The organism is Facklamia miroungae (genome assembly GCF_012396555.1).
Lineage (GTDB): Bacteria > Bacillota > Bacilli > Lactobacillales > Aerococcaceae > Facklamia > Facklamia miroungae.
The window spans coordinates 105549-131975 of sequence record NZ_JAAXPS010000001.1 but is presented as its reverse complement, the minus strand read 5'-3'; the positions used below and the strand labels follow the sequence as shown (position 1 = coordinate 131975).

Sequence of the window (26427 nt, the reverse complement as noted above, 5' to 3'; positions counted from 1 at the left end):
CTAAAAATAAAAATCCGAACGCTCACGACAAAGTGAAAATTCGGATTAAAAGTCTCTTAAATTATCAAATAGACATAAGATCTGAGCGGATTTCGAATTTATCCTTCTATTGCTTCGCTATAATCACATGAAGAGCATTGAACTTGTTTACCTTTACGTGATTTCTTCTCGATAAGGTATTCATCACATTTAGGACAGTTCCGCCCGATTGGTTTGTCCCAAGAAACAAATTCACATTCAGGATACCGTGAACAGCCATAAAAGATCCGATTTTTCTTGGATTTTCGCTCAATAATTTCTCCTTCTTTACAGGTTGGGCATTTGACGCCAATTTCTTTAACAATTGCTTCTGTGTGTCGACAATCTGGGAAATTAGAGCAAGCATAGAATTTACCATAACGTCCAATCTTTATAACCATAGGGCTGCCACATTCCGGACAATCAAAACCTGCAGGTTCATCTTTTATTTCAATTTCTTCCATCTCTTCTTCCGCTTTATTCAAATCTTTAGCAAAAACTTGATAAAAATCATTGAGAACCTTTTGCCATTCTTCCTTATTTTCTTCAATTTGGTCTAAATTGTTTTCCATACCCGCAGTAAATTCTGAGTCAACAATATCCGGAAAATACATTTCCATCATTTGATTTACAATTTCACCCAGTTCTGTTGGCATAAAACGCTTTGCTTCCATTTTGACGTAATAACGTTTACGTAAGGTTTCTAAAGTGGGGGCATAGGTTGAAGGTCGACCAATGCCTAATTCTTCCAACGTTTTTACCAAACTTGCTTCATTATAGCGCGCAGGTGGCTGAGTAAAATGTTGGCTTGGATCTATTTTATCAACTTTTACCGCGTCTCCTTCTTTAAGAGTTGGCAGGTAATTGTCTTTATCCGATTTGCTTGGATAGACTTTTAAGAAACCTTCAAATTTAATGCGTGACCCATTGGCACGAAATTGAACTTCGTTTTGGATAATATCTGCTTTGATGGTATCATATATAGCATTTGACATTTGTGATGCCACAAAGCGCGCCCAAATTAGAGCATAAAGACGGAATTGGTCTTTAGTCAATGAATCCTTGATCGATTCGGGAGTTAAACTAACGTTGGATGGACGAATAGCCTCGTGGGCATCTTGGGCACCTGTCTGGTTAGAAACTTTATGACCTGCACCGAGGTATTCTTTGCCATAATTTTCACTAATAAAATCCGCAGCCATGTTCTTAGCAGTGGGTGAGATACGTGTTGAATCCGTACGCATATAGGTTATCAGACCAAAAGTATTGCGACGAATCGAAATCCCTTCATAAAGTTGTTGTGCCACCATCATTGTTTTGCCAGTTCGGAAATTCAAGCGGTTAGCTGCATCTTGTTGCAAAGTTGAAGTAGTAAACGGCGCATTGGGTTTGCGTACCCGTTCTTTTTCTTCAATTTTTTTAATGTGAAAGTCATTTTTAAGATCTAAGCGTTTCATCACTTGATCGACTTGGTCTTTTGTTTTTAAATCTGTTTTCTTACCTTCGATTCCATAAAACTCAGCTTCAAACTTTGATCGACCTTTTTTAAAGCTAGCTGGTATTTTCCAATATTCTTCTGGTTTAAAATCACGAATCTTTTTCTCACGATCGATAATGATTTTTAAAGTGGTGGACTGAACGCGACCAGCAGATAAACCGCGTTTAATTTTTTTCCACAAAAGTGGTGAGATGGAATAACCAACAATTCGGTCTAAAATTCTTCTTGCTTGTTGAGAATCCACCAAATCTTGGTTGATTTGACGGGGGTGTTTGAAAGCTTCTTTGACTGAATCCTTGGTAATCTCATTGAAAACCACACGATTAGCTTCTTGTGGATCCAATTTTAAAAGATAGGAAAGATGCCAAGCAATAGCTTCTCCTTCGCGGTCCGGGTCACTAGCTAAATAAACTTTTTCAGCTTTATTAGCTAATTTACGTAACTCTTTAATGGTTTCGCCTCTACCTCTAATCGAAATATAATGCGGTTCAAAATTATTCTCTAGATCAATGCCCATTCTGGACTTTGGTAAGTCACGTAAATGTCCTTTTGAAGCAACGACCTTATAATTTCTACCCAAATACTTATCGATTGTTTTGGCTTTGGTTGGTGATTCGACAATTACTAGATATTTATAGGCCAAGTAACAATCACTCCCTTTCTTATTCCTTTACTCACAAGCAAAATCGTAACAATCTTATGCTAAACTTTTAAATATGTCAATGAATAAAGGTTAATTTCCCTTTTGTCTTTGATAGTCTTGCTTCATTTCTGAGATAAACGAAGGGATATCCACGATAGGTCTAGCGCCTGCTTGAATTAAAGCATTCGTGCCAAAAGATTGCACGTCATCAATAGGACCTGGCAAAGCATAGATTTGGCTATTATAGTCCAAAGCATAATTAGCGGTGATTAAAGATCCTGATTTCTGAGCTGCTTGAATGACAATTACAGTAGGACATAATCCAGCTACTAAACGATTCCGAGCAATAAATTGATGCTTTCGCACTCCTTGATGGGGTGGATACTCACTAATCAATAGATGCTTTTGCGCGATTGTCTCTTGCATGCTTTGATGATCTTTAGGATAGTATATATCGAATCCATTAGGCAAGATAGCAATCGTTTTCCCTTGGGCTTGGTTAAGACATGCAAGATGTGAAAGGTAATCAACACCTCTAGCTAAACCAGAAACCACAACAAAACCTGCACGGCTAATGGCTTGACTGATCTGAATGGTACTTTTTCGACCATAATTTGATAATTTTCTTGAACCGATGATAGCTACTAAGGGATTACGTAAGTAGCTTAACCTTCCTCTATAATAAAATAAAAAAGGCGGTTGCGGCAATTGAATCCAACGTTCAGGGTAGGCATCTTCACCAAACATAATACACATTTTTTCTAAATAAGAGAGCCGTTCTTGATAAGTATCCCATTCATTAAATAGCTGCCAAATTTTAGTTGAACATAGACTTTTATTAATTAGATACTCCAAAGTTTCTTGACGTGAATAGTGAGTCCTCCATTTAAAATACTGCCATATAAATCGGTATTTTAAGCCCTTTAACTGTAGATAAATCAGTTCTTTCTTAATCATAAATAAATATCTCCCTTGCTTTACTTATTTATAATTACAAACAAAAAAGCAAATTGGCGCTCGAAAGTCATCAAGACACAAAAAAGCAAGCCTAATTGATTAAGATTAAGGGCTTGCTTTAACTAATTTCGATAGCTATGAGCCATAGTAGTGTTTGACTGCTTGAACAGGACCATAGGATTGACGATGAATCGAAGTGAAACCATATTTATTTATGTTAGCCAAATGCTGTTTAGTAGGATAACCCATATGCTGATCAAAAGCAAATTCTGGATATTGTTCAGCATAATCGATCATGATTTGGTCGCGATAAACTTTAGCAATAATGGAGGCAGCAGCAATCGATAAGGATTTTTGGTCCCCTTTTGTAAGTGAAACTTGATCCACCTTTAAATCAAGTTTCATCGCATCGACGGCTAATAAGTCCACATTTACACCGAGTTTTAAAACAGCTTCTTTCATTGCCAAACGGCTCGCTTCATAAATATTCAAGCGGTCTATCGTGCTAGGCGAAAGACTCGTTATAGCATAAGCCTTAGCTTGTTGTTTGATTACTTCCGCTAAAGCACAGCGCTTATGATGACTCAAGGCTTTTGAATCATTCACTTCGATCCAATCACTTGTATCTTCAGGTAAAACAACAGCAGCTGCCACAACTGGACCGGCAATCGGCCCTCTTCCGACTTCATCTACCCCAGCCAAAAACTGATAATTTTGCGAAGTTAATAACTGATGATCAAAATTCAATCTTTCTAGATAAGCGCGATAAAGCTCTGCTTGATGTAGTAATAGCTTTTTTTTACGTTTCAATAGGTCTTGAACGCCTTTTCTAGGGTCCACATTTAACGTTTCTAAATAAGGATCATTAAGATCATTAATTAATTTAATTCTAGTCTGAATTTCTTTAATCGTTTGTGTCAAATTAAAAAGCCCTCTCATTCGGTCGGTCTAAAGTAATGGAACCGAGTTTATGCTGACGAAAATCAAAAATTAACCTTTCAGCTGCTTGTCCGTAGTCTTCTTCTAAATTTAAGGTTTGTGTCAGACTGGTCAAAATTCCAGCAGGAGTCATCTCTGGCTGATAGTGATCTAATTGGTAGTAATTCTCTAATAGGCCTGGATAAAATTGTTGTAAATGACGTATTAACTGCAATGATAATTCCTGCATTTCAACCAATTGATCTTTAATTGCGCCGGTTAAAGCCAAATGGTAACCTGTCATAGGGTCTTCGAATTTAGGCCAAAGGATGCCAGGTGTGTCTAACAACTCAAACTCTTTACCAATTTTGAGCCAACGTTGGGCTTTAGTCACACCCGGCTTATTTCCTGTTTGGGCTTGGTTCTTACCCACAAAGCGATTAATTAAGGTAGATTTCCCAACATTAGGAATACCTAGAATCATTAAACGAATCGCTCTGGGTTTAACACCCTTGGCTTTTTGTTTCGCAAAGAAATCGGTCATTAAGTCTTTACAAGTATTTTTAAGTTCATGCAAACCCTTTTGATGTTGAGCATCAATTGCTAAAGCAGATTGACCTTCTTCTTGGTAATACTGGATCCATTGGTTAGTTAATTTGGGATCTGCTAAATCCGCCTTATTTAAAGTAAGAATGGAGGGTTTATTACCAATAATTTCAGCTATAACGGGATTACGGCTCGATTCGGGTATACGAGCATCGACTAACTCGATGACTAAATCGACTAAATTTAGTTTTTCCTTTGCTTCTCGCTTAGCCTTGGCCATATGCCCGGGAAACCATTGTATTTGATTCAAATGAACACTCCTTTCCAATGCGCTTATTCATTAATTAGTTTGTTCTGAAGCTTGGAACTTACCAACTTTACCTACGCGATTCAAAGGAAAATAAATAAAATTTGCTTCGCCTTGAATGGCATCTATATCTACATAGCCAAATTGGCGACTATCACCTGAGCCTGGCCGATTATCCCCCATCACAAAAACTTTATTTTCAGGAATGACATTGTCTCCTGTAATTTCCCAAAGAGTAAAATCTTCCGTATAATTTTGCAGATTATTTGTTTTAGCAGAATCAAGGTAAGGTTCTTCAATAATATGACCATTAATCAGTAACTGATCGTCTTTGACTTCTATCGATTCACCTGGTAAAGCAATTAGACGCTTGACATAGGTTTTACCCGATCCCATCGGATCAGGAAAAACAACGATATCAAAACGTTCTAAATCAAATTGCTTCCATAGGATCAAATGATCTTCTTGATACAAAGTAGGATTCATTGATTTTCCTTCAACTTGGAAGGGTTGAGCTAAATAATTGCGAACGGCTATAAAGATAAAAAGAGCGGCTAGAATCATAAAAATAATATTTACTAGCTCAATCAAAACGTTTCTAAAGAAAGAACCCATCTTAATCTCCTAAAAGCACTTTCACAGCTGCTTGATATTGAGGATCTTCTTTTTCTAAAAAGGTTCTGATTTCATCAACCAATTTATCACTGGTGGTTGAATCAATTATCCCAGTCTCTTCTATTTGTTGATCTTTTTGAAATTTCTTTATAGCCTCTTCCATTTCTGGACTAAAATAGGCAGATACTTCTTCTTGATAGCCCAACGCCTGAAGCATTAAACTCGCTGAATGAACATATTCTGATGCATCACCCATTTTTAAATCTTCCTCTTGATTTAACATAATTGCATTTGCGACTTCAGGTGTTTCTACTTTTTCATCGGGTTCAATTCCTTTTTCATGAATCCATCCACCACTAGGTGTTAACCATTTAGCAACTGTGAGTTTCAATTCGCCATAATCGGATTCAGAAATCATTCTTTGAACGGTCCCCTTACCAAAAGAAGTCACACCAATAACTGGAGCATCCGTGTTTTCTTTAATAGCAGCTGCTAAAATCTCACTCGCAGAAGCGGATCCTTCGTCAATTAAGAGAACATAGGGTTCAGTAATTTGAAAAGAGCCATAACGCTCATCTGAAGCCAGGTACTCAATCGGTTCACTCAATCGATCATCCGTTTGCATAATTACTTGGTCATCTTCCAAAAACATATTACTTACTTGTAAAGCTGTTTCTAGCATTCCGCCCGGATTATAGCGGAAATCAAAGATAAATCGATCGGCTCCTTTTGATCTTAATTCTTTAACCGCTGCTACCATTTCATCATAGGTCGAGCTTGCGAATTGACTGACTTTTACGACTCCTATTTGCTTGTGGTCAGCATCTTGTTCAGCGGTCACAGTTGTCAATGGAATTTCTTCTCTTGTCATGGTTACATCAAAAGTTGAATCCCCTCTTTTTACTGTTAAAGTTATCTCTGAGCCTAATGGTCCACGTATATGCTGAACAATTTCACTAGTATCTAGACCTTGAAGCTCTACGCCATTGGCAGTTAAAAAGATATCATTAGCTTTAATACCTGCTTTTGCTGCAGGCGTTCCATCTACCGGAGCAATAACGGTTGGCAGACCTTCTTTTAACATAAATTGTACCCCAATACCGGTAAAAGAACCTTCGAGTGAATCATCAAAAGGGGTCATTTCAGAAGGATTTAAAAACTCTGAATAAGGATCATCTACTGCTTCAACCATCCCTTTTAAAGCGCCTTCTATTAATTTATTCTTATCGAGTTCCTCAATATAGTTTATTTGTAACGAATTATAAACTTCTTGGATAACAGCCAAGTCTTCCTTAGTTAATTGGTCCTCTTTTTCAATAGTCGGAGTTTCAAATAAGCCTCCCCTTGCTGAAATCGGTAAGGTCTTAAAATAAACGACTATCCCAAGAACTGATAGTATTAAAAAAAGACGGAACCAAGTATCTTTATACCATTGATTTTGTTTCTTATTTTTTCTCTTTATAAATTTATGGTTTGAAATCATCCCATCTTCCCTTCTTTCTGAATATAACCTCTAATCAAGCTTGACTGCCGTATCTAAGGCAATTTCCATCATATCGGTAAAGGTTTGTTCGCGTTCTTGTGCAGTTGTTTCTTGCCCGGTAATTAAGTGATCAGAAATAGTGCAAATAGCTAAAGCTCTCCGTTGAAACTTAGCGGCTAAAGCGTAAAGACCTGCGGCTTCCATCTCAACAGCTAAAACGCCATATTTTGCTAATTTTTCCTTATCTAACTCTTCATTGTAAAAACGGTCACTCGAAAGCACATTACCGACATGAACTCGGTCTCCCAATTTATCTTGCGCTAAGTGATAAGCAAAGTCTAGCGTTTGAAAATCAGCTAAAGCAGCAAATGAGACTTGACCCTTAAAAATATTCGTAAGGACAGAAGAATCAGTCGTTGCACCTTGAGCCAAAACCAAATCTCTCACTTTTACATCTTCTTGCATACCACCTGCTGATCCCACGCGAATAATTGTTTGAACATCATAATCGCGGTATAACTCCTCTGCATAAATCATGGCTGAAGGAATACCCATTCCAGATCCCTGAACAGAAACTTTGATGCCATGATAATCGCCAGTATAACCAAACATATTTCTGACATTGTTATATTGGATTACATTTTCTAGAAAATGTTCAGCGATATACTTTGCTCGAAGTGGATCGCCAGGGAATAATACTGTTGGTGCGATTTGACCATATTGGGCTTGAATATGTGTACTCATTTAATCTCTCCTCTAAATTGCGTATTGGTATTGGTGCCAAGCATCATCAAAAATAGTCAACATCCGAGAATAGTGACTATTTTTTTCTAGATAGTTGGATATTTCTTGAAAATCTCGACTTTGTTTAGGAAAAGCGATATCTCGACTGACAGCATTTGCTAAGCGACTCATGGGATCATTTGCTGTCTCATCCACATAGCGCATGATAAACTCATAAAAACTAGGTCCCATTTCAGACCTCCTCTTCTTTTATTAGTAATCCACTTTGTAACTGATAGGTCTTATGGATATAATCTAATTATTAGTATTATAGCATTAGAAGTGTCAATAAATAAATCAATACTCCTACTTTTAAGCTTTTTCTTTCTTATTAGTTACAAGTTAAGTATACTAAACGTGTACGAATGGAAGGAGCCTTTAAAATGCCATCAAGTCATATCGCTACTAATTCTAAGACTAACAAAGAACAAAAGAAAATTGAATTTTGGAATGCTCTCACTCATGGATTTGCAGCTCTTTTATCACTGCTAGCCACGTTTTTGCTCATTCGAAAGGGCATTCAACGAGAATCCTCTATAGCAATATCTGCTTATATTATCTATGGACTTTCCTTAATCGCTCTTTTCACAAATTCGACTCTTTATCATGCTTTTTCCCATAGTTCATACCGACCGATCCTTCAAAAACTTGATCACTCTGCCATTTATTTACTCATCGCTGGAACCTATACTCCTTATTTGATGATAGGGATTAATAACCAATTAGCTTATTTTTTCCTTATTATTATTTGGGGGTTAGCAATTGCCGGAATCATCTATGAGTTATTAGCCATAGACCGTTTCCCTAAACTATCGACATTTCTTTATCTAGCCTTAGGTTGGCTAAGTCTTCTAATTATATATCCTCTTTCGCAGTCAATCAATTTTTTAGGAATTGTTTTTCTCGGACTGGGAGGATTCGCTTATTCGGTAGGTACCATCTTCTACTCGATGAAGTCCAATAAATGGATGCATGTAATTTGGCATCTTTTCGTGGTTCTTGGGGCCGGCTTAATGTTTTATTCTATCCTAAAATATGTCTAAATTCACTTTAAAAATCCATCCCAATTTTATTTTACTTTTGACTCTTTTTCAAAAGTGAATAACTTGGGATGGATATTTTTATGTTCGTTCGATTGTAGCTAAAATGGCTTCAAATATGGCCGATCTAAAACCACTTGCTTCAAGACTTCGTATACCAGCTATTGTCGTTCCATTAGGACTCGTTACAGCATCCTTTAATTCAGCTGGGTGTTTATGGCTTTTTAGGACCATTTGGCCTGCTCCCACGACTGTTTTAGCTGACATTTCGATCGCTTGCTTACGGCTTAACCCATGGTAAACGCCGGCATCACCCATTGCCTCAATTAATTGATAGATGAAGGCAGGAGCCGATCCCGCAATAGCTGACGCAATATCAAAAAGGTTTTCTTCAACGTATTGAAGCTTTCCTAAAGGAGCCATGAATTGAGTAAAATCATCGATAGATTGTTTCTTTAAACCGTCTGCTTGGTAACAATAGGAAATAAACCCCTCCCCGATTGCAACCGGTGTATTGGGCATAATACGAATAAGAGAATGATTGGACGGTAAATCAGCTTGAATAGAATCCAAACTTCGACCAACAACCATTGAAATCCATAACTTGGATTCTTGATTATTAAACGGTTTGACTGATAGCAGGAGGTCATCCAGATCTTTGGGTTTTACTCCAATAAAAAGCGTTTGGCTTAAAGCTAATAGATCTGCCAGGGTGCTCACAGCTTCGACACATTTTCCGCTATCTTGAGCCAATGCTTGACTTTTGTTTAAATCTTTATCAAATAAATAAAAACTTTGATTGGGGTAGGATGCACTCAGCGCTTTAATAATTGCCGATCCCATGTTACCACAACCGATAAAACCTACATTCTTATTAGTTATAAAGTCTGCCATAGTTATTTCCTCACCCACCACTCAAAGCGATGAGGATAGGGATTTTTATCATCAGCCGGAAGGTCAATTACCTTATCTAAACGAAATATATTTTGATCAATATCAGGCATATAAGTATCTGCGGGAAATTCCCCCTCAATGACCGTACGTAAAATTTTATCGACATGCTCCATCAAAGATTTAAATACTCCTGCTCCTCCAATTACCATTAACTCTTGATTTTTAGCTAATTCTAAGACATCTTCCACACTATGGACCAATTCTAATTCATCAATATCTTTACCATAATCTTCTTGACTGGTTAAAACAACCGTCTTGCGGCCCGGTAAGATTCTTCGGTCCATCGATTCGAAGGTAGTTCGTCCCATCAGCATAGTGTGGCCCATCGTTACTTCCTTAAAAAACTTTAAATCACTGGGTAGATGCCAAGGTAAATCATTCTGATAGCCAATTGCGCCTTTTAAATCTTGTGCATAGACATATGTAATCATCTTTTTTTCCTCCTAAATATTTAAACTGCAATAGGTGCTTTAATGGTTGGATAGGGTTGGTAATTTTCTAATTGAATTTGATCGAGACTTAATTGATCCATCGATTGAAAATCGTCGATTCTAAGCTTAGGTAGCGGACGTGGAGAGCGTTTTAATAACGTTTCGGCTGCTTGTAGGTGATTGAGATATAAATGCGCATCTCCTAAGACATGTACAAATTCGCCGGGTTCTAAACCGGTTTCCTTTGCGATTAAATGCGTTAATAAAGCATAGGAAGCAATGTTAAAAGGAACCCCTAAAAAGACATCTGCGGATCGTTGATAAAGTTGACAAGATAAACGGCCTTGACTGACATAAAACTGAAAAAAACAATGACATGGCGGTAAAGCAGCTTCAGCAATTTCAGCAGGGTTCCAGGCTGTGACAATGTGACGTCTTGAATCGGGTTGCTTTCTAATCGAGTCGATTACTTGTTGGATTTGATCAATCACTTGGCCTTCACAATCAGTCCAAGACCGCCATTGCTTGCCATATATAGGACCTAGATCGCCAAATTGGTTGGCAAACTGCTGATCATTTAAAATTTTTTGATGGAATTTATTTAATTCCACTTGATAGATTTTCATAAAGTCTTCGGATTCTAAACTACGCTGTCCAAAGTTTTTAAGATCGGGGCCTTGGTATTGATCGGATTGGATATATTTCTCGAAGGCCCACTCATCCCAGATATGATTATTATGACTTAAGAGGTATTTAATATTGGTATCTCCTCTTAAAAACCATAATAATTCAGATTTAACTAACGAAAAAGGAACACGTTTACTTGTTAAAATGGGAAATTCTTCCTTTAAATTAAAGCGCATTTGGTAGCCGAAAGTTGATAATGTCCCCGTACCCGTTCGGTCCAATTTTTTAGCCCCATGGTCTAAGATATACCGTATTAGATCTTGATATTGTTTCATTTACCTTCCTCCTATTAAGCTAAATCGCTCAAGTAATCATATCGCTCATAGAGTGCTAATAAGTCCGTTTCTAATTTTTCAATCTCTTGATGGAGATCCATTAATTTGACTGCATCATTGGCATAGGTCTCCATCATTTTGCGTCCTTCTTCAATTTTAACTTCCACATTATGAATTCGCTCTTCAATATCTTGCCATTCTTGCTTTTCTTGATAGGTCATGCGCTTTTTCTTAGTTGAATTCTGATTTGCTATGGATTCTTTTGGCAGAATCTGCTTTGTTTTTTCTATGTTTGAAGTTTTTTGATCCGTATTTTCTAAATATTCTGAAAAAGTACCCCAAAATACATCGAACTTTCCCTGACCGTGCATGACGAGTAACTGATCAACTGTCTTATCCAAAAAGTAACGATCATGTGAAACAATAATCACAACGCCTTCAAAACGATCAATATAATCTTCTAAGGTATTTAAGGTCTCGATATCTAAATCATTGGTCGGTTCGTCTAATAGAAGAACATTTGGTTCTTGAATTAAGAGGGTTAGTAAATATAATCTTCTCCTTTCCCCACCAGATAATGACTGAATTAGAGAGCCATGTGTTTCTTTAGGAAAATTGAACCTTTCCAACATTTGTGAAGCTGAAACTTTTGAACCATCTGGTCGTTTAAATTGGTCCGCTACTTGGGTCAAGTAGGTTAGGATCCGCATGTCATTAGGTAAATCTTCATCTAATTGACGATAATAAGCAATGCTTACTGTTTGTCCCAACTTACACTCCCCCGAAGTAAAGGCATGTAAACCAGCTAAACTATTTAAAAAGGTGGATTTGCCTACCCCATTGGGCCCAACTACACCTAAGCGGTCACCCTTGACAAAGGTTTTCGTTAAACCATCAAGAATTAAATGATTGGCTATTTCTAAACGAACATCTTCTAATTCAATGATTTGATTACCCATGCGCTGCTGTGAAAAATTAAATTCAATCGCTTCCTGAGCTTGATCTCTTTGTCCGATCGAATCTTTTAATTGGTTAAAGCGGTCAATTCTTGCTTGTTGTTTTGTAGATCTTGCTTGAGCTCCTTGGCGCATCCAAGCTAATTCTTGTAAGTACAGTCGGTCTTGCTTTTGAGCTTGTTTGGTTTGCATTTCAATTAATTCAGCCTTTTTTGTTAGATAGGTTTGATAGTTACCTTCAAACTCAGTAATGCGACCATATTGTAATTCAATGATTTTATTAACAGATCGTTCTAAAAAGTAGCGATCATGGGTAACTAATAATAAAGCTCCTTGATAGGCTGCTAAATACTTTTCTAACCAACGAATGGAATCAACATCTAAATGGTTGGTCGGTTCATCTAAAATAAGAAGGTCAGGTTCTGCTATTAAGACTTGGGCAATGCCAATTCTTTTTTGCTGACCTCCTGAACACTGACCAACTTTTTTGTTTAAATCGTATATTTTTAATTGTGTAAGAATCGACTTCGCTGCTATTTCAACTTCCCAAGCTGATTTTAAAGTCATTTGATCCGATAATTGTGTAAACTGATCTTGTAAGCTTTGATTGGTAGGATCCGACTCCAAATCCATGCGGCATTTTTCATAGGCCAAGAGCAATTGAATGTCTGCAGCTTCAGAATCATAAACCGTTTCGAGAATTGTTTTAGCAGGATCTAAACGGGGGTTTTGTTCTAAATAGGCGATTTCATAATCATTAGGGGTTTTGATTTGACCACTATCGTAGGTATCAATACCTGCAATGACTCTAAGAAAAGACGATTTACCGGTTCCGTTAGGTCCAATCAGTCCTACCCGGTCTCCGGTACGAATAGAAAAGTCGACTTGGTCAACTAATTGTTTCACGCCATATGATTTTGATAAATTTTGGATACTTAATTCTTTCATAGCTACTACCCCTTTATTAACGATCAATTTATTATAGCATATTAAACCTTGCCCTTAAAAATTACTCCGTAAATAAAATTAGTTGCTAGAAGACGTCCTTTAGCTTAAGATTGTTACTAATAAAATAAATTGTTGGAGGTTATTATGAAAAAAAAGGCCTGGATTTTAATTTTTTCTTATTTCTTTTTCTACATCGTACTACCCGGTTTTGCTTTTGGAATGGGTATCTCTGAAAATATTCTGCTATGGATCCCACTCATTGGCATGGTAGTCATTTGTTTGGTTGCCTGGCACCTATATGGCACCTTTGTTAAAGAACAGTGGCAAGAATTATTGCTACAAACTAGTTGGAAAAAACTTATCATAACAATCTTTGCTTGTTTCTTTGGAGTTGGAATCATACGATCCGTTTTACTTAGTCTATTAAGCCCTTATATTGATTTGGAAAGCATAGGCGCTAACCAGCAAGCCATCCAGAATCTTATTGGTCAAGTCCCTAGCTATTATACTTTCTTCATGTTAGTGATTTTTGCTCCTTTTGTAGAAGAACTAGTCTTTCGAGAAGCAATTATTCGCCCATCTGTCCAGCGAAACACTTCTTCAAAATGGATATGTACCATTTTATCTGTTGTACTTTTTACAGGGGCTCATATGGTTACCTTTGCAGATGCGATCATTTATCTTCCTTTAACTCTAGCTTTAACTTATCTTTACTGGAAATACCATGCCAATGTGGCAGCATCCATGAGCTTTCACTTTGTAAACAATTTCATAGCTTGGGCCTTGCTTACTTTTTTACCTGAATTTTTTAACTAGATCGGATTTAGTTAGGTCTTGATATTGAAAGTTCTGTTTTACTCAATAATTTATGTCCATTTGATTGGCTTGATTCCTTGATCAATAAGGACTTGATTCGCTTTAGAAAATGGTTTTGAACCAAAAAAACCACGATAAGCTGCTAACGGACTAGGATGGCTTGATTTAATGACAGTATGTCTTGTTTCATCAATCAGTTTTTCTAGAGACTGGGCTTTTCTCCCCCATAAAATAAATACAAGTGAACCCGGATGGTGATTGAGACATTCAATGATTTGATTAGTAAAATCTTCCCAGCCAATCCCTTGATGAGAATCCGCGTGACCTGCTCTGACTGTTAAAACACGGTTTAATAAAAGAACTCCTTGCTTTGCCCAGTCAGTTAGGTCCGTATTTTGCCGCACGGGTTGCTTAAGATCATCCGCTAATTCCTTAAAAATATTTTTTAAGGAAGGGGGAATGGGTTCACCTTCATTTACAGAAAAAGACATCCCATTGGCTTGGTTGATACCATGATACGGATCTTGGCCAATAATAACGACTTTGGTCTGTCGATAGCTACAAAATTTTAAGGCATTAAAGACGTCTTCTGCTGGCGGATAAATGGGCTCTTTTTCATTATATAAAAATTCCGTTATTCGTTCGTATGTATTGGAATTACTTGTGTTTTGGATACACCTTGCCCAATCAGGCGCGATCGATTTTAGTTCTGGTAATTGATACATGGTGAAGATCACCTCCGTGATTTTATTCATATTGTATCCAAAAAATTTATTAGTTGAAAGCTAATAACCATCTTTTAATAACAAATGGTATAATCTTATTAAGAACACTATTAGGAGGCTAAATATGAAAAGCAAAAATGAATTAAGAAAAGAAATTTTTGAAAAAAGAGCTCATCTTTCTCAAGAATATCGTCATGCTGCTGAAGAAAGGATCTATCAACAACTTTTTAATCTTGAACAGTATCAAAATGCCAAAAAAATAATGGTCTATTATTCAACCGATGAAGAGTTAAATACGCATCCTATTATTCAAAGAGCGTGGCAAGATCAAAAAGAAGTTGGTATTCCTCGGGTCTTTCCAGAACGTGTGATGGAAGCAATGATATACAAAGAAAATACTCCACTTGAAAGATCAGCTTTTGGCATATTAGAGCCTGAAAAGATTGGAAAAAGACTCGTGCCAGAAGAGATTGATCTCATCATCATGCCTTGTGTCACATGTAACAACAAAGGAGAACGCTTAGGATATGGTGGAGGATATTATGATCGCTTCTTATTAAGAGCAAAAAATGCTTATTTAGTCCTTCCCTATTATGCAAAGCTGCAAACTGATGAAATTCCAACTGAAGAACATGATAAAAAGGTTGATATGATACTAACTGAAGAAGGAATTAGTCTTATCAAATAAAGGATATTCATTGCAAATTTTAAGATTTAAAGCTATCATGAAGGTAGAAAACGTAAAGGAGTAGTAGAATGAATTCACAACAATTTGAACAAATTAAAAACGGTAAAGGTTTTATCGCTGCACTCGATCAATCAGGTGGTTCCACTCCAAAAGCTTTGAAAGCATATGGAGTAACCGAAGATCAATATTCAAATGAAGATGAAATGTTTGATAAGGTTCATGAAATGCGTACCCGTATTATGACCGCTCCTGCTTTTAATAATGACAAGATTTTAGGTGCCATTTTATTTGAACAAACAATGGATCGTGATGTTAAGGGGAAGAAAACAGCGGACTATTTATGGGAAGAAAAAAAAGTAGTTCCTTTCCTTAAAGTTGATTTAGGTCTAATGGAAGAAGCGGACGGCGTTCAATTAATGAAACCGATCACTTTACTCCATGAATTGTTAGAAAGAGCAAATGAACGTCATATTTTTGGAACTAAAATGCGCTCTAATATTAACGCTTATTCTGAAATTGGTATAAAAGCTGTAGTTGATCAACAATTTGAAATTGCTAAGCAGATTATTGCAGCTGGTTTAGTTCCAATTATTGAACCTGAAGTTAATATTCATGCCGAAGAAAAAGAAAAAATTGAAGCGAAGTTGGCTGAAGAGATTTTGGCTCATTTAAACAAACTAGATGAAAATGAATTAGTCATGTTAAAAATCACTATTCCTACTAACCCTTCTACTTATGAGGAGATCGCTAAACATCCAAATATGGTACGCGTTGTCGCATTATCAGGTGGCTATCCTACTGAAGAAGCAAATGAGCGATTGAAAAAGACTCCTAACTGTATTGCATCATTCTCACGTGCCCTTTCTCAAGATTTAAGAGCTGGACAAACAGAAGAAGAATTTAATCAAACAATTGCAGATGCTATTGATAGTATCTATGATGCTTCTGTTAATAAAGCCTAATGACAAATATTCAAAAAGCTAACCTCAAAAGAGGTTAGCTTTTATTGTGCTATGTTTTCCTATCTAAAATGCATTAGTATGACTCGTTTGTTAGGGTACTTTCTTCATCATTCAAAGCGACTTGAACACGTTCTTGATTACCCATAGCCAATTTAACTTTGGCTTCAGATAAGCCCTGGATAAAGGCTTTATAATACCTAGCTTGAACGACTAGCATATCATCTACGCTTTTAGACCAAATTCTTATTTTATATATCAGGCGCCCTTGCGGATCACGAAAAACACCTAAAAAATCAGGATCACGTAAAATCAATTGATCATCCTGCGGAACGTTTAGATATATTTCTTGGAGACGTTCTTCTAACTGGTCAATATCTTGATCAGGATATATAAATAAATCAATGTCGACTCGAATACTGTTGAGTGAAAGATTGGACATTTGGCCAATACTTCCGTTAGGAATAAAATGGTGAGTGCCATTATAATCACGGATAACTGTATTTCGCAAGCCGATTGAATGAACCGTTCCACTATAGCCGTTAATTGACACAGCATCTCCCACATCAAATTGATGTTCTAGCAGAATAAAAAAGCCATTAACCACATCGGATACTAAATCTTTGGCCCCTAAACCAATTGCTAAACTGACAATTCCAGCCCCAGCCACTAAGGTTCCAACAGGTACACCTATAATACTTAAGACGGTATAGGCCAAAAGAAAATAATAGAGGTACTGAACCAAATTGGTCAAAAGACGACTGATCGTGTGGTTACGCGCTTGCTTAGCAAATCGTATTCTTGAAGATCTTTTTCCGAGAAAATAGGTTTCAATCATTTTAATGAAGATCTTTTTCATAAAGTAAAGTATAATCACTGAAAAGATGATCTTACAAAAACCAATTAACAGAGCTTGAGAAATCTGAATGAGGTCAATCTCGGTCTGAAATTGTTTGAAGAAATTCTTGAAAAAAGTCATAAGTGCTCCCTTATCTATTATCCATTAAAATTAATAGGATCGATCAACGATCTATTATAATAATATTCTAAACGAATGCTAAGACTTAAGCAAGAAACTGCCGATATCTTTACGATAAATGATCTGCTTTAAATCTTGTTCAGCAAGATACTGGTAGACCTTTTTTTGTGCTTGATCCTTAGAATCTGCCAGGCAGGTTATCATAGCAATCCTACCTCCACTTGAAATGAGTGGTTTGTAGGATGAAACACCGGCATAATATATTTTCATTGAAGGATCCATAAGTGAGGTTAAGGCAAACTCTATGCCCTTAATAGGTTTTGCTGGATACCCTTCCGCAGCCAAAATCACGCCTAGACATGCCTTATCTTCCATCCATTCAACCTGCGTTTCACGACCATGTAATAGATCGTTAATTAATTCAGCAAAATCCGTTTTTAATAATGGTAGTACAACCTGGGTTTCAGGGTCTCCAAAACGCGCATTAAATTCAATGACCTTAGGTCCTTCAGCGGTATTCATTAAACCAGTGTATAAAACACCATTAAACGGTGTTCCTTCTTTTTCCATTGCCACCAAAACGGGCTCGACAATGGTTCTTAACGTCTCTTGATATAAGTCTTCACTAATATCTCCTACAGGTGCGAAAGCTCCCATACCACCCGTATTTGGCCCTAAATTTCCATCTAATAGGCGTTTGTGATCTCTCGCAGGTAAAGAATGGCATACTTTACCTTTGTAAACCATAGAAAAAATAGAAAATTCCGGTCCAATTAAACACTCTTCAATCACAAGTCTCTGCTGTGAAGAGTCTTTTTCAAAAGCTGATTTAATCGCCTTTTCAGCTTCTTCTTTCGTTAAAGCGACAGTTACTCCTTTACCAGCAGCCGGGCCATCAACCTTAACGACGATCGGCACGGATTGCTGATCAAGATAACTAAGTGCAGCACTTTGATCAGTAAAAGAAGCGTAACTTGCGGTAGGAATACCATATTTTTGCATTAATTCTTTAGCAAATAATTTGGAGCCTTCGATTTGAGCAGCAGCCTGGTTAGGCCCAAAAGCAATCTGACCAGCTTGCGTAAACTGATCAACAATTCCCTCAAATAAAGGGCCTTCGGGTCCAACAAAGGTCCAGTCGATCTGTTCTTTTTTTGCAAAAGTTATTAAGTCTTCAAAGGCGTATTCTGAAATATTAACACACGAAATCCCGTCAGCCTTCATACCTGGATTACCCGGAGCACAAAACACTGATTCAACCATCGGGCTCTTTAGTAAATGATAAGCAATTGCATGCTCACGTCCTCCACTACCAATAACTAATAATTTCATAATAACCTCTTTCTTTTAATGACGAAAATGACGGACGTTCGTTGCTAACATAGTGATGCCATATTCATCAGCTTTAGCAATGACTTCTTTGTCACCAATTGATCCACCTGGCTGAACAATTGCTTTAATATGGTATTGGTTAGCTAATTCAATTGTATCGATCATTGGAATAAAGGCATCAGAAGCCAAAACCATCTCAGAAAAGTCAGCCCCTAATTCTTTGGCATGCTCAAGTGCAATTTTAGCAGCACCAACGCGATTGGTTTGACCAGCTCCTATTCCATATGTTTGGTGGTCATTAGAAATAACAATAGCATTTGATTTTACATGTTTTACTACATTCCAAGCAAAAGCGAGGGCTTTTCGTTGTTCTTTTGAAATAGAAACTTCTCCCATTTGTTGCCATTGATCTGGATTTTCTTTTAGAATATCCGCTTCTTGGACTAAGAGTCCTCCCGTAACAGATGTTATTTCCAACGTATCCATAGCAAGATCATCCATCTTTAACTGAAGAACACGTACATTGGCTTTTTGTTTAAGAATGTCCAATGCCCCCGGTTCAAAATCTGGTGCAATAATAACATCTAAAAACATAGAGTGTAGCGTTTGTGCTAAATCTACTGTTAGATTGCGATTAATGACGACAATTCCTCCAAAAATTGAAATAGGATCAGCTTGTCGGCAACGTTCGAAAGCTAATTCTATCGTTTCTGCAACTGCTATTCCACAAGGATTCATATGTTTAACAGCTACCGCACAGGCTTGATTTGGAAAATCTCTCACCATTTTGATTGCTGCATCCGCGTCGCGTAAATTATTATAGGATAAAGGTTTACCATTAAGTATTTTTGCCTTGGTAATCGCAAAAGAAGATGAAAATGGGTTCTGGTAGACAGCGGCTGTTTGATGAGCATTTTCGCCATAACGCAAATCGTACATTCGCTCATAAGTTAAAGTAAGTGTTTCAACGGGAGCAACTTGTCGATTTTCATCCACATCCTTAATTTGACTAGCTAAATAGTCTGCAATTAAGGTGTCATAAGAAGCCGTGTGGGCAAAAACTTTTTGAGCAAGTTGTTGACGAGTAGCGTATGCTGTCTTTCCATTATCTTCTAATTCTTGAATAACAAGCGGATAATCACGAGGATCAACAACTACTGTTACCGATTGATAATTTTTGGCTGCAGAACGGATCATGCTTGGTCCACCAATATCAATCTGTTCGATTGCCTCTGCTAAGCTGGTTTCTTGATTTTGGATAGTTTGTTTAAAAGGATAGAGGTTTACAATCACAAAGTCGATATACTCGATTGCATTATTTTTCATAGCGGTTTGATGGTCCTTATTATCTCTTAAAGCTAATAATCCACCATGAATTTTAGGATGCAAGGTTTTAACCCTTCCATCCATCATTTCTGGAAAGCCTGTCACTTCTTCCACCGCTTTTGTGGGAAGTCCTGCTTCATCTAAAAAGCGTTTAGTCCCGCCTGTTGAGATGATCTCTATTCCTTGAGCAACTAAGGCTTGAGCCATCGGTATGAGCCCTGTTTTATCCGACACACTAATTAATGCACGTGACAATTTATTCCACTCCTTTAAGATATTCTTTTACAACTTGAGGGTATAATTGATGTTCAACTTGATGGATTTTTTCCTCAAGATCAGCTAATGTTTCACCCTGTTCGATTAAAACTTTAGCTTGCTTTAAAATCCTACCCGTATCAATCCCTTGATCCACTAAGTGGACGGTAACTCCAGTTTCTTTAACACCCGCCCGGTAGGCGTCAGCGATCCCATGTCTACCAGGAAAAGCTGGCAAAAGCGAAGGATGAATATTGAGAATTCGATCAGGATAAGCTTCTAACAGGTCCTGTCCAATAATCCGCATATAGCCCGCCAAAAGAATATAATCCACTTGATAATCTTCCATTTTTCTTAAAAGAAACTCTTCATACTCATCCCTTGAATTAAAATCTTTTGGACTAGCTGCTAAACTTGGAATACCAAGTTTATTGGCACGTTCGAGTGCATAAGCTTGAGGATAATCTGAAAACAATAAAACAAAATTGAAATCATTTTGATCACGGCAAGCTTCGACGAGCGCTTGAAAATTTGACCCTGATCCCGATGCGAATACTGCTATATTCATTCCTTTACCTCCTTGCTATTTGAAAATAACTTCTTTATCTGTTTTTTTGATGACTTGGCCTATTTCATAAGCAGCCTCTCCTGCTTGATCAAGCATCTGCTTCACTTCAACTACTTTTTCAGCAGGTACTGCTAAAACCATACCGATTCCCATATTAAAGATTTCATACATTTCCAAAGGGTTAATTTGGCCTAAAGCCTGCATTTGATTAAAGATTGACAATACAGGCCAGGAACCTAAATTGATTTCACAAGCCAAATTTTCTTTCATCATCCGTGGTAGATTTTCAATAAACCCACCGCCAGTAATATGAGCGATCCCATGAATTAAACCAGCTTTTACAAGTGGCATGACAGACTTAACATAAATCTTTGTAGGAACAAGCAAGGCTTCTGCTAAACTTTGGTCAGCTCCTTCAATAACTGGATCACTTAACTGATAATGATGTTGATTGAAGAAAATATCACGAACGAGTGAAAAGCCATTAGAGTGGATGCCTGAAGAAGCAAGTCCAATTAGCACATCTCCAGCTTTCACCTGATCACCGGTAATTAATTGTGTTTTTTCTGCGATTCCCACCGTGAAACCAGCAACATCAAAGTCTTGCTCATCATACATCCCCGGCATTTCTGCAGTTTCACCGCCTACTAAGGCAGCACCAGCTTGGACACATCCCTCTGCTACACCCGCCACAATTTGTTCGACTATCTGGGGATCGTTTTTACCAACAGCAATATAATCCAGGAAAAACAACGGCTCAGCACCTTGGGCGACTACGTCATTGACACACATAGCAACACAATCAATGCCAATGGTATCGTATTTTTCAGCTTGTATGGCGATCATTAATTTCGTACCCACTCCATCCGTACCACTGACCAGCACTGGCTCCTGGTAAGCGAACTGAGAAATATCAAAAGCACCACCAAAACCTCCGAGATTAGTAAGCACTTCTGGACGCATGGTTCTTTCAACATGCTTTTTCATTCTTTTAACAGCCTCATATCCGGCATGCACATCCACTCCAGCACGACTATAAGCATTTTTGTTCGTCAACTTACTTCCTCCTATCGTTTAATCTACAACAATGCGTTCTAATTCTGCACGGTATTCCCTTTCGAAATCATGAAGAGCGGTTGGGTAATCACCATTGAAATAAGCCATACACAAACCCTTATAAGGAGCGTCTGAGTGAAGATCAATAGCTGAAATCAAACCTTCTTCACTGAGATAAGCTAGAGAATCGGCCTCAATAATTTTTTCTATTTCTTTCAGTGTATGATTAGCTGCAATTAATTCGCGTGTATTCGAAATATCTATACCATAAAAACAAGGATGTTTAAGTGCTGGAGACGCTATTCGAACGTGAACTTCTTTAGCTCCAGCTGCTTTCAGCAAACCAACAATGCGTTTTGAGGTTGTCCCTCTAACAATTGAATCATCAACCATCACAATTCTTTTACCTTCCACAACCTTACGAACGGCTGATAACTTCATTCTAACTCCACGCTCTCGTAATTCTTGAGTCGGTTGAATAAAGGTTCGAGCAATGTATTGATTTTTGATTAAGCCCATTTCATAAGGAATGCCAGCCTCTTCAGCATAACCAGAAGCTGCTGATAAAGAAGAATTAGGCACACCAATTACAATATCTGCTTCTACTGGCTGTTCCTGGGCCAGCTTTTTGCCTGAGTTCTTTCGCGCTGTGTGAACATTAATTCCATGAATATTCGAATCTGGTCTTGCAAAATAGATAAATTCCATGGAACAGATTGCCTGCTGACGAGCCTCAGTGTAGTATTCCTTTTGAATCCCTTCATTGTTAATAGAAACAATTTGACCCGGTTCAACATCAAAAAGATAGGAAGCTCCGATTTGATCAAGAGCGCAAGACTCCGAAGCCATGACATAACCACCATTTGGCATCCTACCGACGATTAATGGCCTGAATCCATTGGGATCACAAACCCCGATCAATTCTTTCTCAGTCAAGAAAAGATAAGTAAAGCCCCCAACAACACGTTTTAACGACTCTTTCAATTTTTCAATAAAGCTTTCTTTTTGTGAACGTCGAATCAAATGCATGATCACTTCACTATCAGAAGTTGTATGGAAGATGGAACCTTTTTGTTCCAGTTCAACCTTCAAGGAATGAGCGTTCACTAAGTTCCCATTATGGGCCATCGCAACTGGGCCATCATGAAAATGAAAAACAAAGGGTTGGATATTATTAATATCATTAAGCCCAGCCGTCGCATAACGCACATGTCCTATCGCTGCCTTCCCTTTTAACTCTTCAAGGCTTTGGCGGCGATTAAAAATTTGATTGACTAAACCAAAATCACGATGAGCAAGCATTTTACCATCATGAAGTGTAGCAATTCCTGCTCCTTCTTGACCACGATGTTGTAGAGCGTGTAAACCATAATAGGCATCAAAGGCGGCTTGTTTTTGATTCCATAAACCAATTAGACCGCATTCTTCATGAGGTAAATCATAAATATCATCAGTGATCTCTGTTGAAACCACTTCTTGCCCTTGGATTACTTCTCTTTTAAAAGACATGGTATAGCTTCCTCCCATAGTTCTTGCAATTCTGAACGTTCTGCTTCAATAAATTGGTCCTTCGCTTGGATGCGAATTAGATCTTTATCCGTTACTTGTCCTATTCGAACGAATTGATTCTTAAATTCAGCTTCAAAGGCAGCTTGTTGGTCTGCTTTTACTGAAACAATGAAGCGTGAACCATTCTCAGCAAATAGATGGCTGGCTGGCATATTGACTTTTACTTCTAAGCCAAATTCTGTATTGAAAGCAGATTCCGCTAGGGCAACAGCCAATCCACCTTCAGAAAGATCATGGCAAGAAGCAAGATAGCCTTTTTGAATGGCAGCTGCAACGGTTTCTTGATTTGCTTTTTCTGCGGTCAAATCATAGTCAAATAATGGACCTTCAATCCTACCAAGCATCATTTTTTGTAATTCTGATCCATTAAAAGCATCACTTGTTTCACCAATCACATATATGGAGTCCCCGGCTGATTTAAAGTGTTGCGTAGTAACTTGATCAATATCTTTAATAAGGCCTACCATACCAATCATTGGAGAAGGATAAATAGCCTTACCGTTAGTCTCGTTATAAAGTGACACATTACCAGAAATAACTGGAGTATCTAATAGCCGGCATGCCGCAGCGATCCCATCAGCAGATTTATCTAGTTCATAAAAAACTTCTGGTTTTTCTGGACTACCAAAGTTCAAACAGTCAGTAATTGCCAATGGTTTTCCACCTGAAGCGACGATATTCCTAGCTGCTTCTGCCACAGCCATTTGGCCTCCTACTTCAGGGTCAAGATAGATATAACGTGAATTATAATCAGCGGTCATAGCAATTGCTTTTCGTGTTCCACGAATTCTAACCACAGCTGCATCAGAACCAGGCCATACTAAGGTAGATGTACGAACTTGAGAATCGAAAGTATCATAAGCTACTTTTTTCGAAGCTACGGTTGGTTGTTGTAAAATATTTTTTAAGGTTTCTGTTGCATTTTCTATTTCAGGCTGGAATTGACCCATCTCAGCCCAATCACGAATTCTTTGTGGCACTTGGCCTTGATTATTATAAACAGGTCCATCACCTAATGAATTGACTGGTAAATTAGCGACTTCTTTCCCTTGATGCATGAGACGGTATTGGCCATCGCCTGTAACTTCACCGATAACCACAGCGTCTAAATCATATTCTTTGAAAACATTGATGATTTCTTCTTCCATTCCACGTTTAACGCATAAAAGCATCCGTTCTTGCGATTCTGAAAGCATCATCTCGTAAGGAATCATACCCGATTCTCTTTGAGGTACTAAATCAAGATTCAGTGTAACACCTGTTCCAGCTTTTTCTGCCATTTCAGAAGAAGAAGAAACTAAACCTGCCGCCCCCATATCTTGGATTCCCACAAGGGCATCTTTATGATTGTAGATAACTTCTAAACAAGCTTCCATTAAGAGCTTCTCCATAAATGGATCGCCCACTTGAATAGCAGAACGTTCTGATTCTACTTCATCATCAAATTCTACCGAAGCAAATGTCGCTCCGTGGATACCATCGCGTCCAGTTTTAGCGCCTACATATAGAATCGAATTGCCCACACCTTGTGCTTGGCCAACTTGCATATCCGCATGATCAATTAATCCGACAGACATAGCATTCACTAACGGATTTCCTTTATAACAATCATCAAAGGCAATCTCACCGCCAACTGTTGGAATACCAATCGAATTTCCATAGCCAGCTATCCCAGCGACTACTTCTTCAAATAGATAACGCATACGATCATTATCTAATTCACCAAAACGCAAGGAATTTAGCGAAGCTATAGGGCGAGCCCCCATTGAGAATATGTCTCTCAAAATACCGCCGACCCCTGTTGCGGCTCCTTCATATGGTTCAATAGCTGATGGGTGATTGTGACTTTCAGCTTTAAAAACGACTGCTTGCTGGTCGCCAATATCAACAATCCCCGCACCCTCACCAGGCCCTTGTAAAACTTGCGGACCTTCGGTTGGGAATTTCTTTAAGACTTGTTTAGAGTTTTTGTAGGAACAATGTTCAGACCACATTACCGCGTAAAGTCCTGTTTCAGTAAAGTTAGGGTGACGTCCTAGAATATCTTCTTTAATATGAAGGTATTCTTCGTCCTTTAACCCCCAATCACGGTAAATTTTACTTGATTCGACCTCTTGTGGAGATAGTTCTTTTAATTTAGCCATGTTGCACCGCCTTTTTCTGATAGTGATTAATCATCGATTGGAAGACACCCATACCATCTGTTCCATTAATAATTGATTCGACTGCTCTTTCTGGGTGAGGCATCATGGCCATCACATTTCCTTCTTCATTTGAAATACCAGCGATATTAGCAATTGAGCCATTAGGGTTTTCTCCAGCATAACGGAAAAGAATTTGATTATTTTCCTCCAAGCTCTTAAGTTCTTCTTCAGAAACAACATAATTACCTTCGCCGTGAGCAATCGGAATTGTGATTACCTGTCCTACTTCATAGGCATTTGTAAAGGCAGAGTCAGCATTTACGACTTCTAAAGCTTGTTTTTTAGAAATGAATTTTAAAGAAGTGTTACGAATGAGTGCACCAGGAAGCAGACCCGCTTCTGTTAATATTTGAAAACCATTACAAATACCAATGACTAATTTACCTTGCTTAGCAAATTCTTTAACAGCTTGCATCACATTTGAATGAGAGGCAATCGCCCCACAACGTAAGTAATCACCAAAAGAGAAGCCACCAGGTACTAAAACGGCATCAAATCCGTCTAAAGATGTTGCCTTATGGCTGACATACTCAACCTCTTGTCCCATGATATCTTTAATAGCGTGAAAGGCATCAAGATCACAGTTAGACCCAGGAAATTGAATGACTGCAAACTTCATCCTATTCCACCTCCGTGATTGAGTATCGATAAGATTCCATCACTGGATTAGCTAGAATTTTGTCACAAATTTCTTCGACCAGACTTTCTACGTCGCTTTGCCCTTTTTTAATTTTTAACTCAAAATATTTGCCCTGACGAATTTCTTCGACTTGATCGATGCCCATACGATGCACAGAACCCTTAATTGCTTCACCTTGAGGGTCTAAAATGGATTCCTTATAGGTTACAAATACTTCTACTTTATACATAAGAACAACTCCCTATTAATAT

Annotated in this window: 26 protein-coding genes; 4 read left to right on the top strand and 22 right to left on the bottom strand. The window is 37.9% G+C overall.

The genetic code is table 11. From position 1 onward, the window contains the following. Positions 1-98: 98 nt before the first annotated feature. The 8 genes from topA to HF969_RS00710 all read right to left on the bottom strand — a co-directional run bounded on the left by topA (position 99) and on the right by HF969_RS00710 (position 7960). Complete coding sequence (topA, locus tag HF969_RS00745) at positions 99-2159, bottom strand: type I DNA topoisomerase (RefSeq protein ID WP_090288856.1); 2061 nt, start codon at positions 2157-2159, stop codon at positions 99-101. Between the two features lie 90 nt (positions 2160-2249). Continuing rightward, positions 2250-3116 carry a DNA-processing protein DprA gene (gene dprA, locus HF969_RS00740; protein ID WP_090288855.1) on the bottom strand — a complete coding sequence of 289 codons (867 nt, stop codon included), beginning with the start codon at positions 3114-3116 and terminating at the stop codon, positions 2250-2252. A gap of 135 nt (positions 3117-3251) precedes the next feature. Beyond that, a complete protein-coding gene (locus tag HF969_RS00735; RefSeq protein ID WP_090288854.1) occupies positions 3252-4037 on the bottom strand; it encodes a ribonuclease HII in 786 nt (261 codons plus the stop codon). Position 4038: 1 nt separating this feature from the next. Then, entirely contained in the window at positions 4039-4890 is an 852-nt protein-coding gene (ylqF, locus tag HF969_RS00730; protein WP_090288853.1) for a ribosome biogenesis GTPase YlqF, read from the bottom strand. A 30-nt stretch (positions 4891-4920) separates the two neighbouring features. Beyond that, entirely contained in the window at positions 4921-5502 is a 582-nt protein-coding gene (lepB, locus tag HF969_RS00725) for a signal peptidase I (protein ID WP_090288852.1), read from the bottom strand. A gap of 1 nt (position 5503) precedes the next feature. Beyond that, positions 5504-6985 carry a S41 family peptidase gene (locus tag HF969_RS00720; protein WP_090288851.1) on the bottom strand — a complete coding sequence of 494 codons (1482 nt, stop codon included), beginning with the start codon at positions 6983-6985 and terminating at the stop codon, positions 5504-5506. A 30-nt stretch (positions 6986-7015) separates the two neighbouring features. Continuing rightward, entirely contained in the window at positions 7016-7729 is a 714-nt protein-coding gene (gene deoD, locus HF969_RS00715; protein ID WP_090288850.1) for a purine-nucleoside phosphorylase, read from the bottom strand. 12 nt (positions 7730-7741) lie between these two features. Further along, positions 7742-7960, bottom strand: a complete 219-nt coding sequence (locus tag HF969_RS00710; RefSeq protein ID WP_090288849.1) for a YozE family protein — start codon at positions 7958-7960, stop codon at positions 7742-7744. 191 nt (positions 7961-8151) lie between these two features. Between HF969_RS00710 and trhA the strand changes: the two genes are divergently transcribed. Further along, positions 8152-8811 (top strand): PAQR family membrane homeostasis protein TrhA, encoded by a 660-nt coding sequence (gene trhA, locus HF969_RS00705; protein ID WP_090288848.1) that lies wholly within the window; start codon positions 8152-8154, stop codon positions 8809-8811. 78 nt (positions 8812-8889) lie between these two features. Here the strand turns inward: trhA and proC are convergent, their stop codons facing one another. The 4 genes from proC to HF969_RS00685 are packed head-to-tail and all read right to left on the bottom strand — an operon-like array spanning position 8890 to position 13059. Continuing rightward, positions 8890-9702: a pyrroline-5-carboxylate reductase gene (proC, locus tag HF969_RS00700; RefSeq protein WP_090288847.1), complete on the bottom strand. Its 813-nt coding sequence runs from the start codon at positions 9700-9702 to the stop codon at positions 8890-8892. Positions 9703-9704: 2 nt separating this feature from the next. Further along, a complete protein-coding gene (locus HF969_RS00695) occupies positions 9705-10193 on the bottom strand; it encodes a dihydrofolate reductase (protein WP_090288846.1) in 489 nt (162 codons plus the stop codon). A 20-nt stretch (positions 10194-10213) separates the two neighbouring features. Next, on the bottom strand, positions 10214-11155 hold the full coding sequence (locus tag HF969_RS00690) for a thymidylate synthase (RefSeq protein ID WP_090288845.1): 942 nt from the start codon (positions 11153-11155) through the stop codon (positions 10214-10216). A gap of 14 nt (positions 11156-11169) precedes the next feature. Further along, a complete protein-coding gene (locus tag HF969_RS00685) occupies positions 11170-13059 on the bottom strand; it encodes an ABC-F family ATP-binding cassette domain-containing protein (protein WP_090288844.1) in 1890 nt (629 codons plus the stop codon). A gap of 144 nt (positions 13060-13203) precedes the next feature. On the opposite strand from HF969_RS00685, the gene HF969_RS00680 reads away from it, so the two are divergent. Continuing rightward, the gene (locus tag HF969_RS00680; RefSeq protein ID WP_090288843.1) at positions 13204-13875 is read left to right on the top strand and encodes a CPBP family intramembrane glutamic endopeptidase; all 672 of its coding nucleotides are present in this window, start codon (positions 13204-13206) and stop codon (positions 13873-13875) included. A gap of 50 nt (positions 13876-13925) precedes the next feature. Here the strand turns inward: HF969_RS00680 and HF969_RS00675 are convergent, their stop codons facing one another. Beyond that, positions 13926-14600: a uracil-DNA glycosylase gene (locus HF969_RS00675; protein ID WP_090288842.1), complete on the bottom strand. Its 675-nt coding sequence runs from the start codon at positions 14598-14600 to the stop codon at positions 13926-13928. A 124-nt stretch (positions 14601-14724) separates the two neighbouring features. On the opposite strand from HF969_RS00675, the gene HF969_RS00670 reads away from it, so the two are divergent. Then, positions 14725-15288, top strand: coding sequence for a 5-formyltetrahydrofolate cyclo-ligase (locus HF969_RS00670; protein WP_090288841.1), 564 nt, complete (start codon positions 14725-14727; stop codon positions 15286-15288). A gap of 68 nt (positions 15289-15356) precedes the next feature. Next, positions 15357-16250, top strand: a complete 894-nt coding sequence (locus HF969_RS00665; protein ID WP_090288840.1) for a fructose bisphosphate aldolase — start codon at positions 15357-15359, stop codon at positions 16248-16250. A gap of 73 nt (positions 16251-16323) precedes the next feature. On the opposite strand, the gene HF969_RS00660 is transcribed toward HF969_RS00665, so the two are convergent. The 9 genes from HF969_RS00660 to purS all read right to left on the bottom strand — a co-directional run bounded on the left by HF969_RS00660 (position 16324) and on the right by purS (position 26405). Continuing rightward, positions 16324-17226 (bottom strand): mechanosensitive ion channel family protein, encoded by a 903-nt coding sequence (locus HF969_RS00660; protein WP_090288839.1) that lies wholly within the window; start codon positions 17224-17226, stop codon positions 16324-16326. A gap of 78 nt (positions 17227-17304) precedes the next feature. After that, positions 17305-18558: a phosphoribosylamine--glycine ligase gene (purD, locus tag HF969_RS00655; RefSeq protein WP_090288838.1), complete on the bottom strand. Its 1254-nt coding sequence runs from the start codon at positions 18556-18558 to the stop codon at positions 17305-17307. A gap of 15 nt (positions 18559-18573) precedes the next feature. Next, entirely contained in the window at positions 18574-20139 is a 1566-nt protein-coding gene (gene purH, locus HF969_RS00650; protein ID WP_090288837.1) for a bifunctional phosphoribosylaminoimidazolecarboxamide formyltransferase/IMP cyclohydrolase, read from the bottom strand. Between the two features lies 1 nt (position 20140). Then, positions 20141-20707, bottom strand: a complete 567-nt coding sequence (purN, locus tag HF969_RS00645; RefSeq protein WP_090288836.1) for a phosphoribosylglycinamide formyltransferase — start codon at positions 20705-20707, stop codon at positions 20141-20143. Between the two features lie 15 nt (positions 20708-20722). After that, positions 20723-21763: a phosphoribosylformylglycinamidine cyclo-ligase gene (purM, locus tag HF969_RS00640; RefSeq protein ID WP_090288835.1), complete on the bottom strand. Its 1041-nt coding sequence runs from the start codon at positions 21761-21763 to the stop codon at positions 20723-20725. Between the two features lie 18 nt (positions 21764-21781). Further along, entirely contained in the window at positions 21782-23272 is a 1491-nt protein-coding gene (gene purF / locus HF969_RS00635; RefSeq protein WP_210727850.1) for an amidophosphoribosyltransferase, read from the bottom strand. After that, the gene (gene purL, locus HF969_RS00630) at positions 23251-25476 is read right to left on the bottom strand and encodes a phosphoribosylformylglycinamidine synthase subunit PurL (protein WP_090288834.1); all 2226 of its coding nucleotides are present in this window, start codon (positions 25474-25476) and stop codon (positions 23251-23253) included. The genes purF and purL overlap by 22 nt, the downstream gene beginning before the upstream one ends. After that, entirely contained in the window at positions 25469-26155 is a 687-nt protein-coding gene (gene purQ / locus HF969_RS00625; RefSeq protein WP_090288833.1) for a phosphoribosylformylglycinamidine synthase subunit PurQ, read from the bottom strand. The genes purL and purQ overlap by 8 nt, the downstream gene beginning before the upstream one ends. Before the next feature lies 1 nt (position 26156). After that, entirely contained in the window at positions 26157-26405 is a 249-nt protein-coding gene (gene purS / locus HF969_RS00620; RefSeq protein ID WP_090288832.1) for a phosphoribosylformylglycinamidine synthase subunit PurS, read from the bottom strand. Positions 26406-26427: the final 22 nt, after the last annotated feature.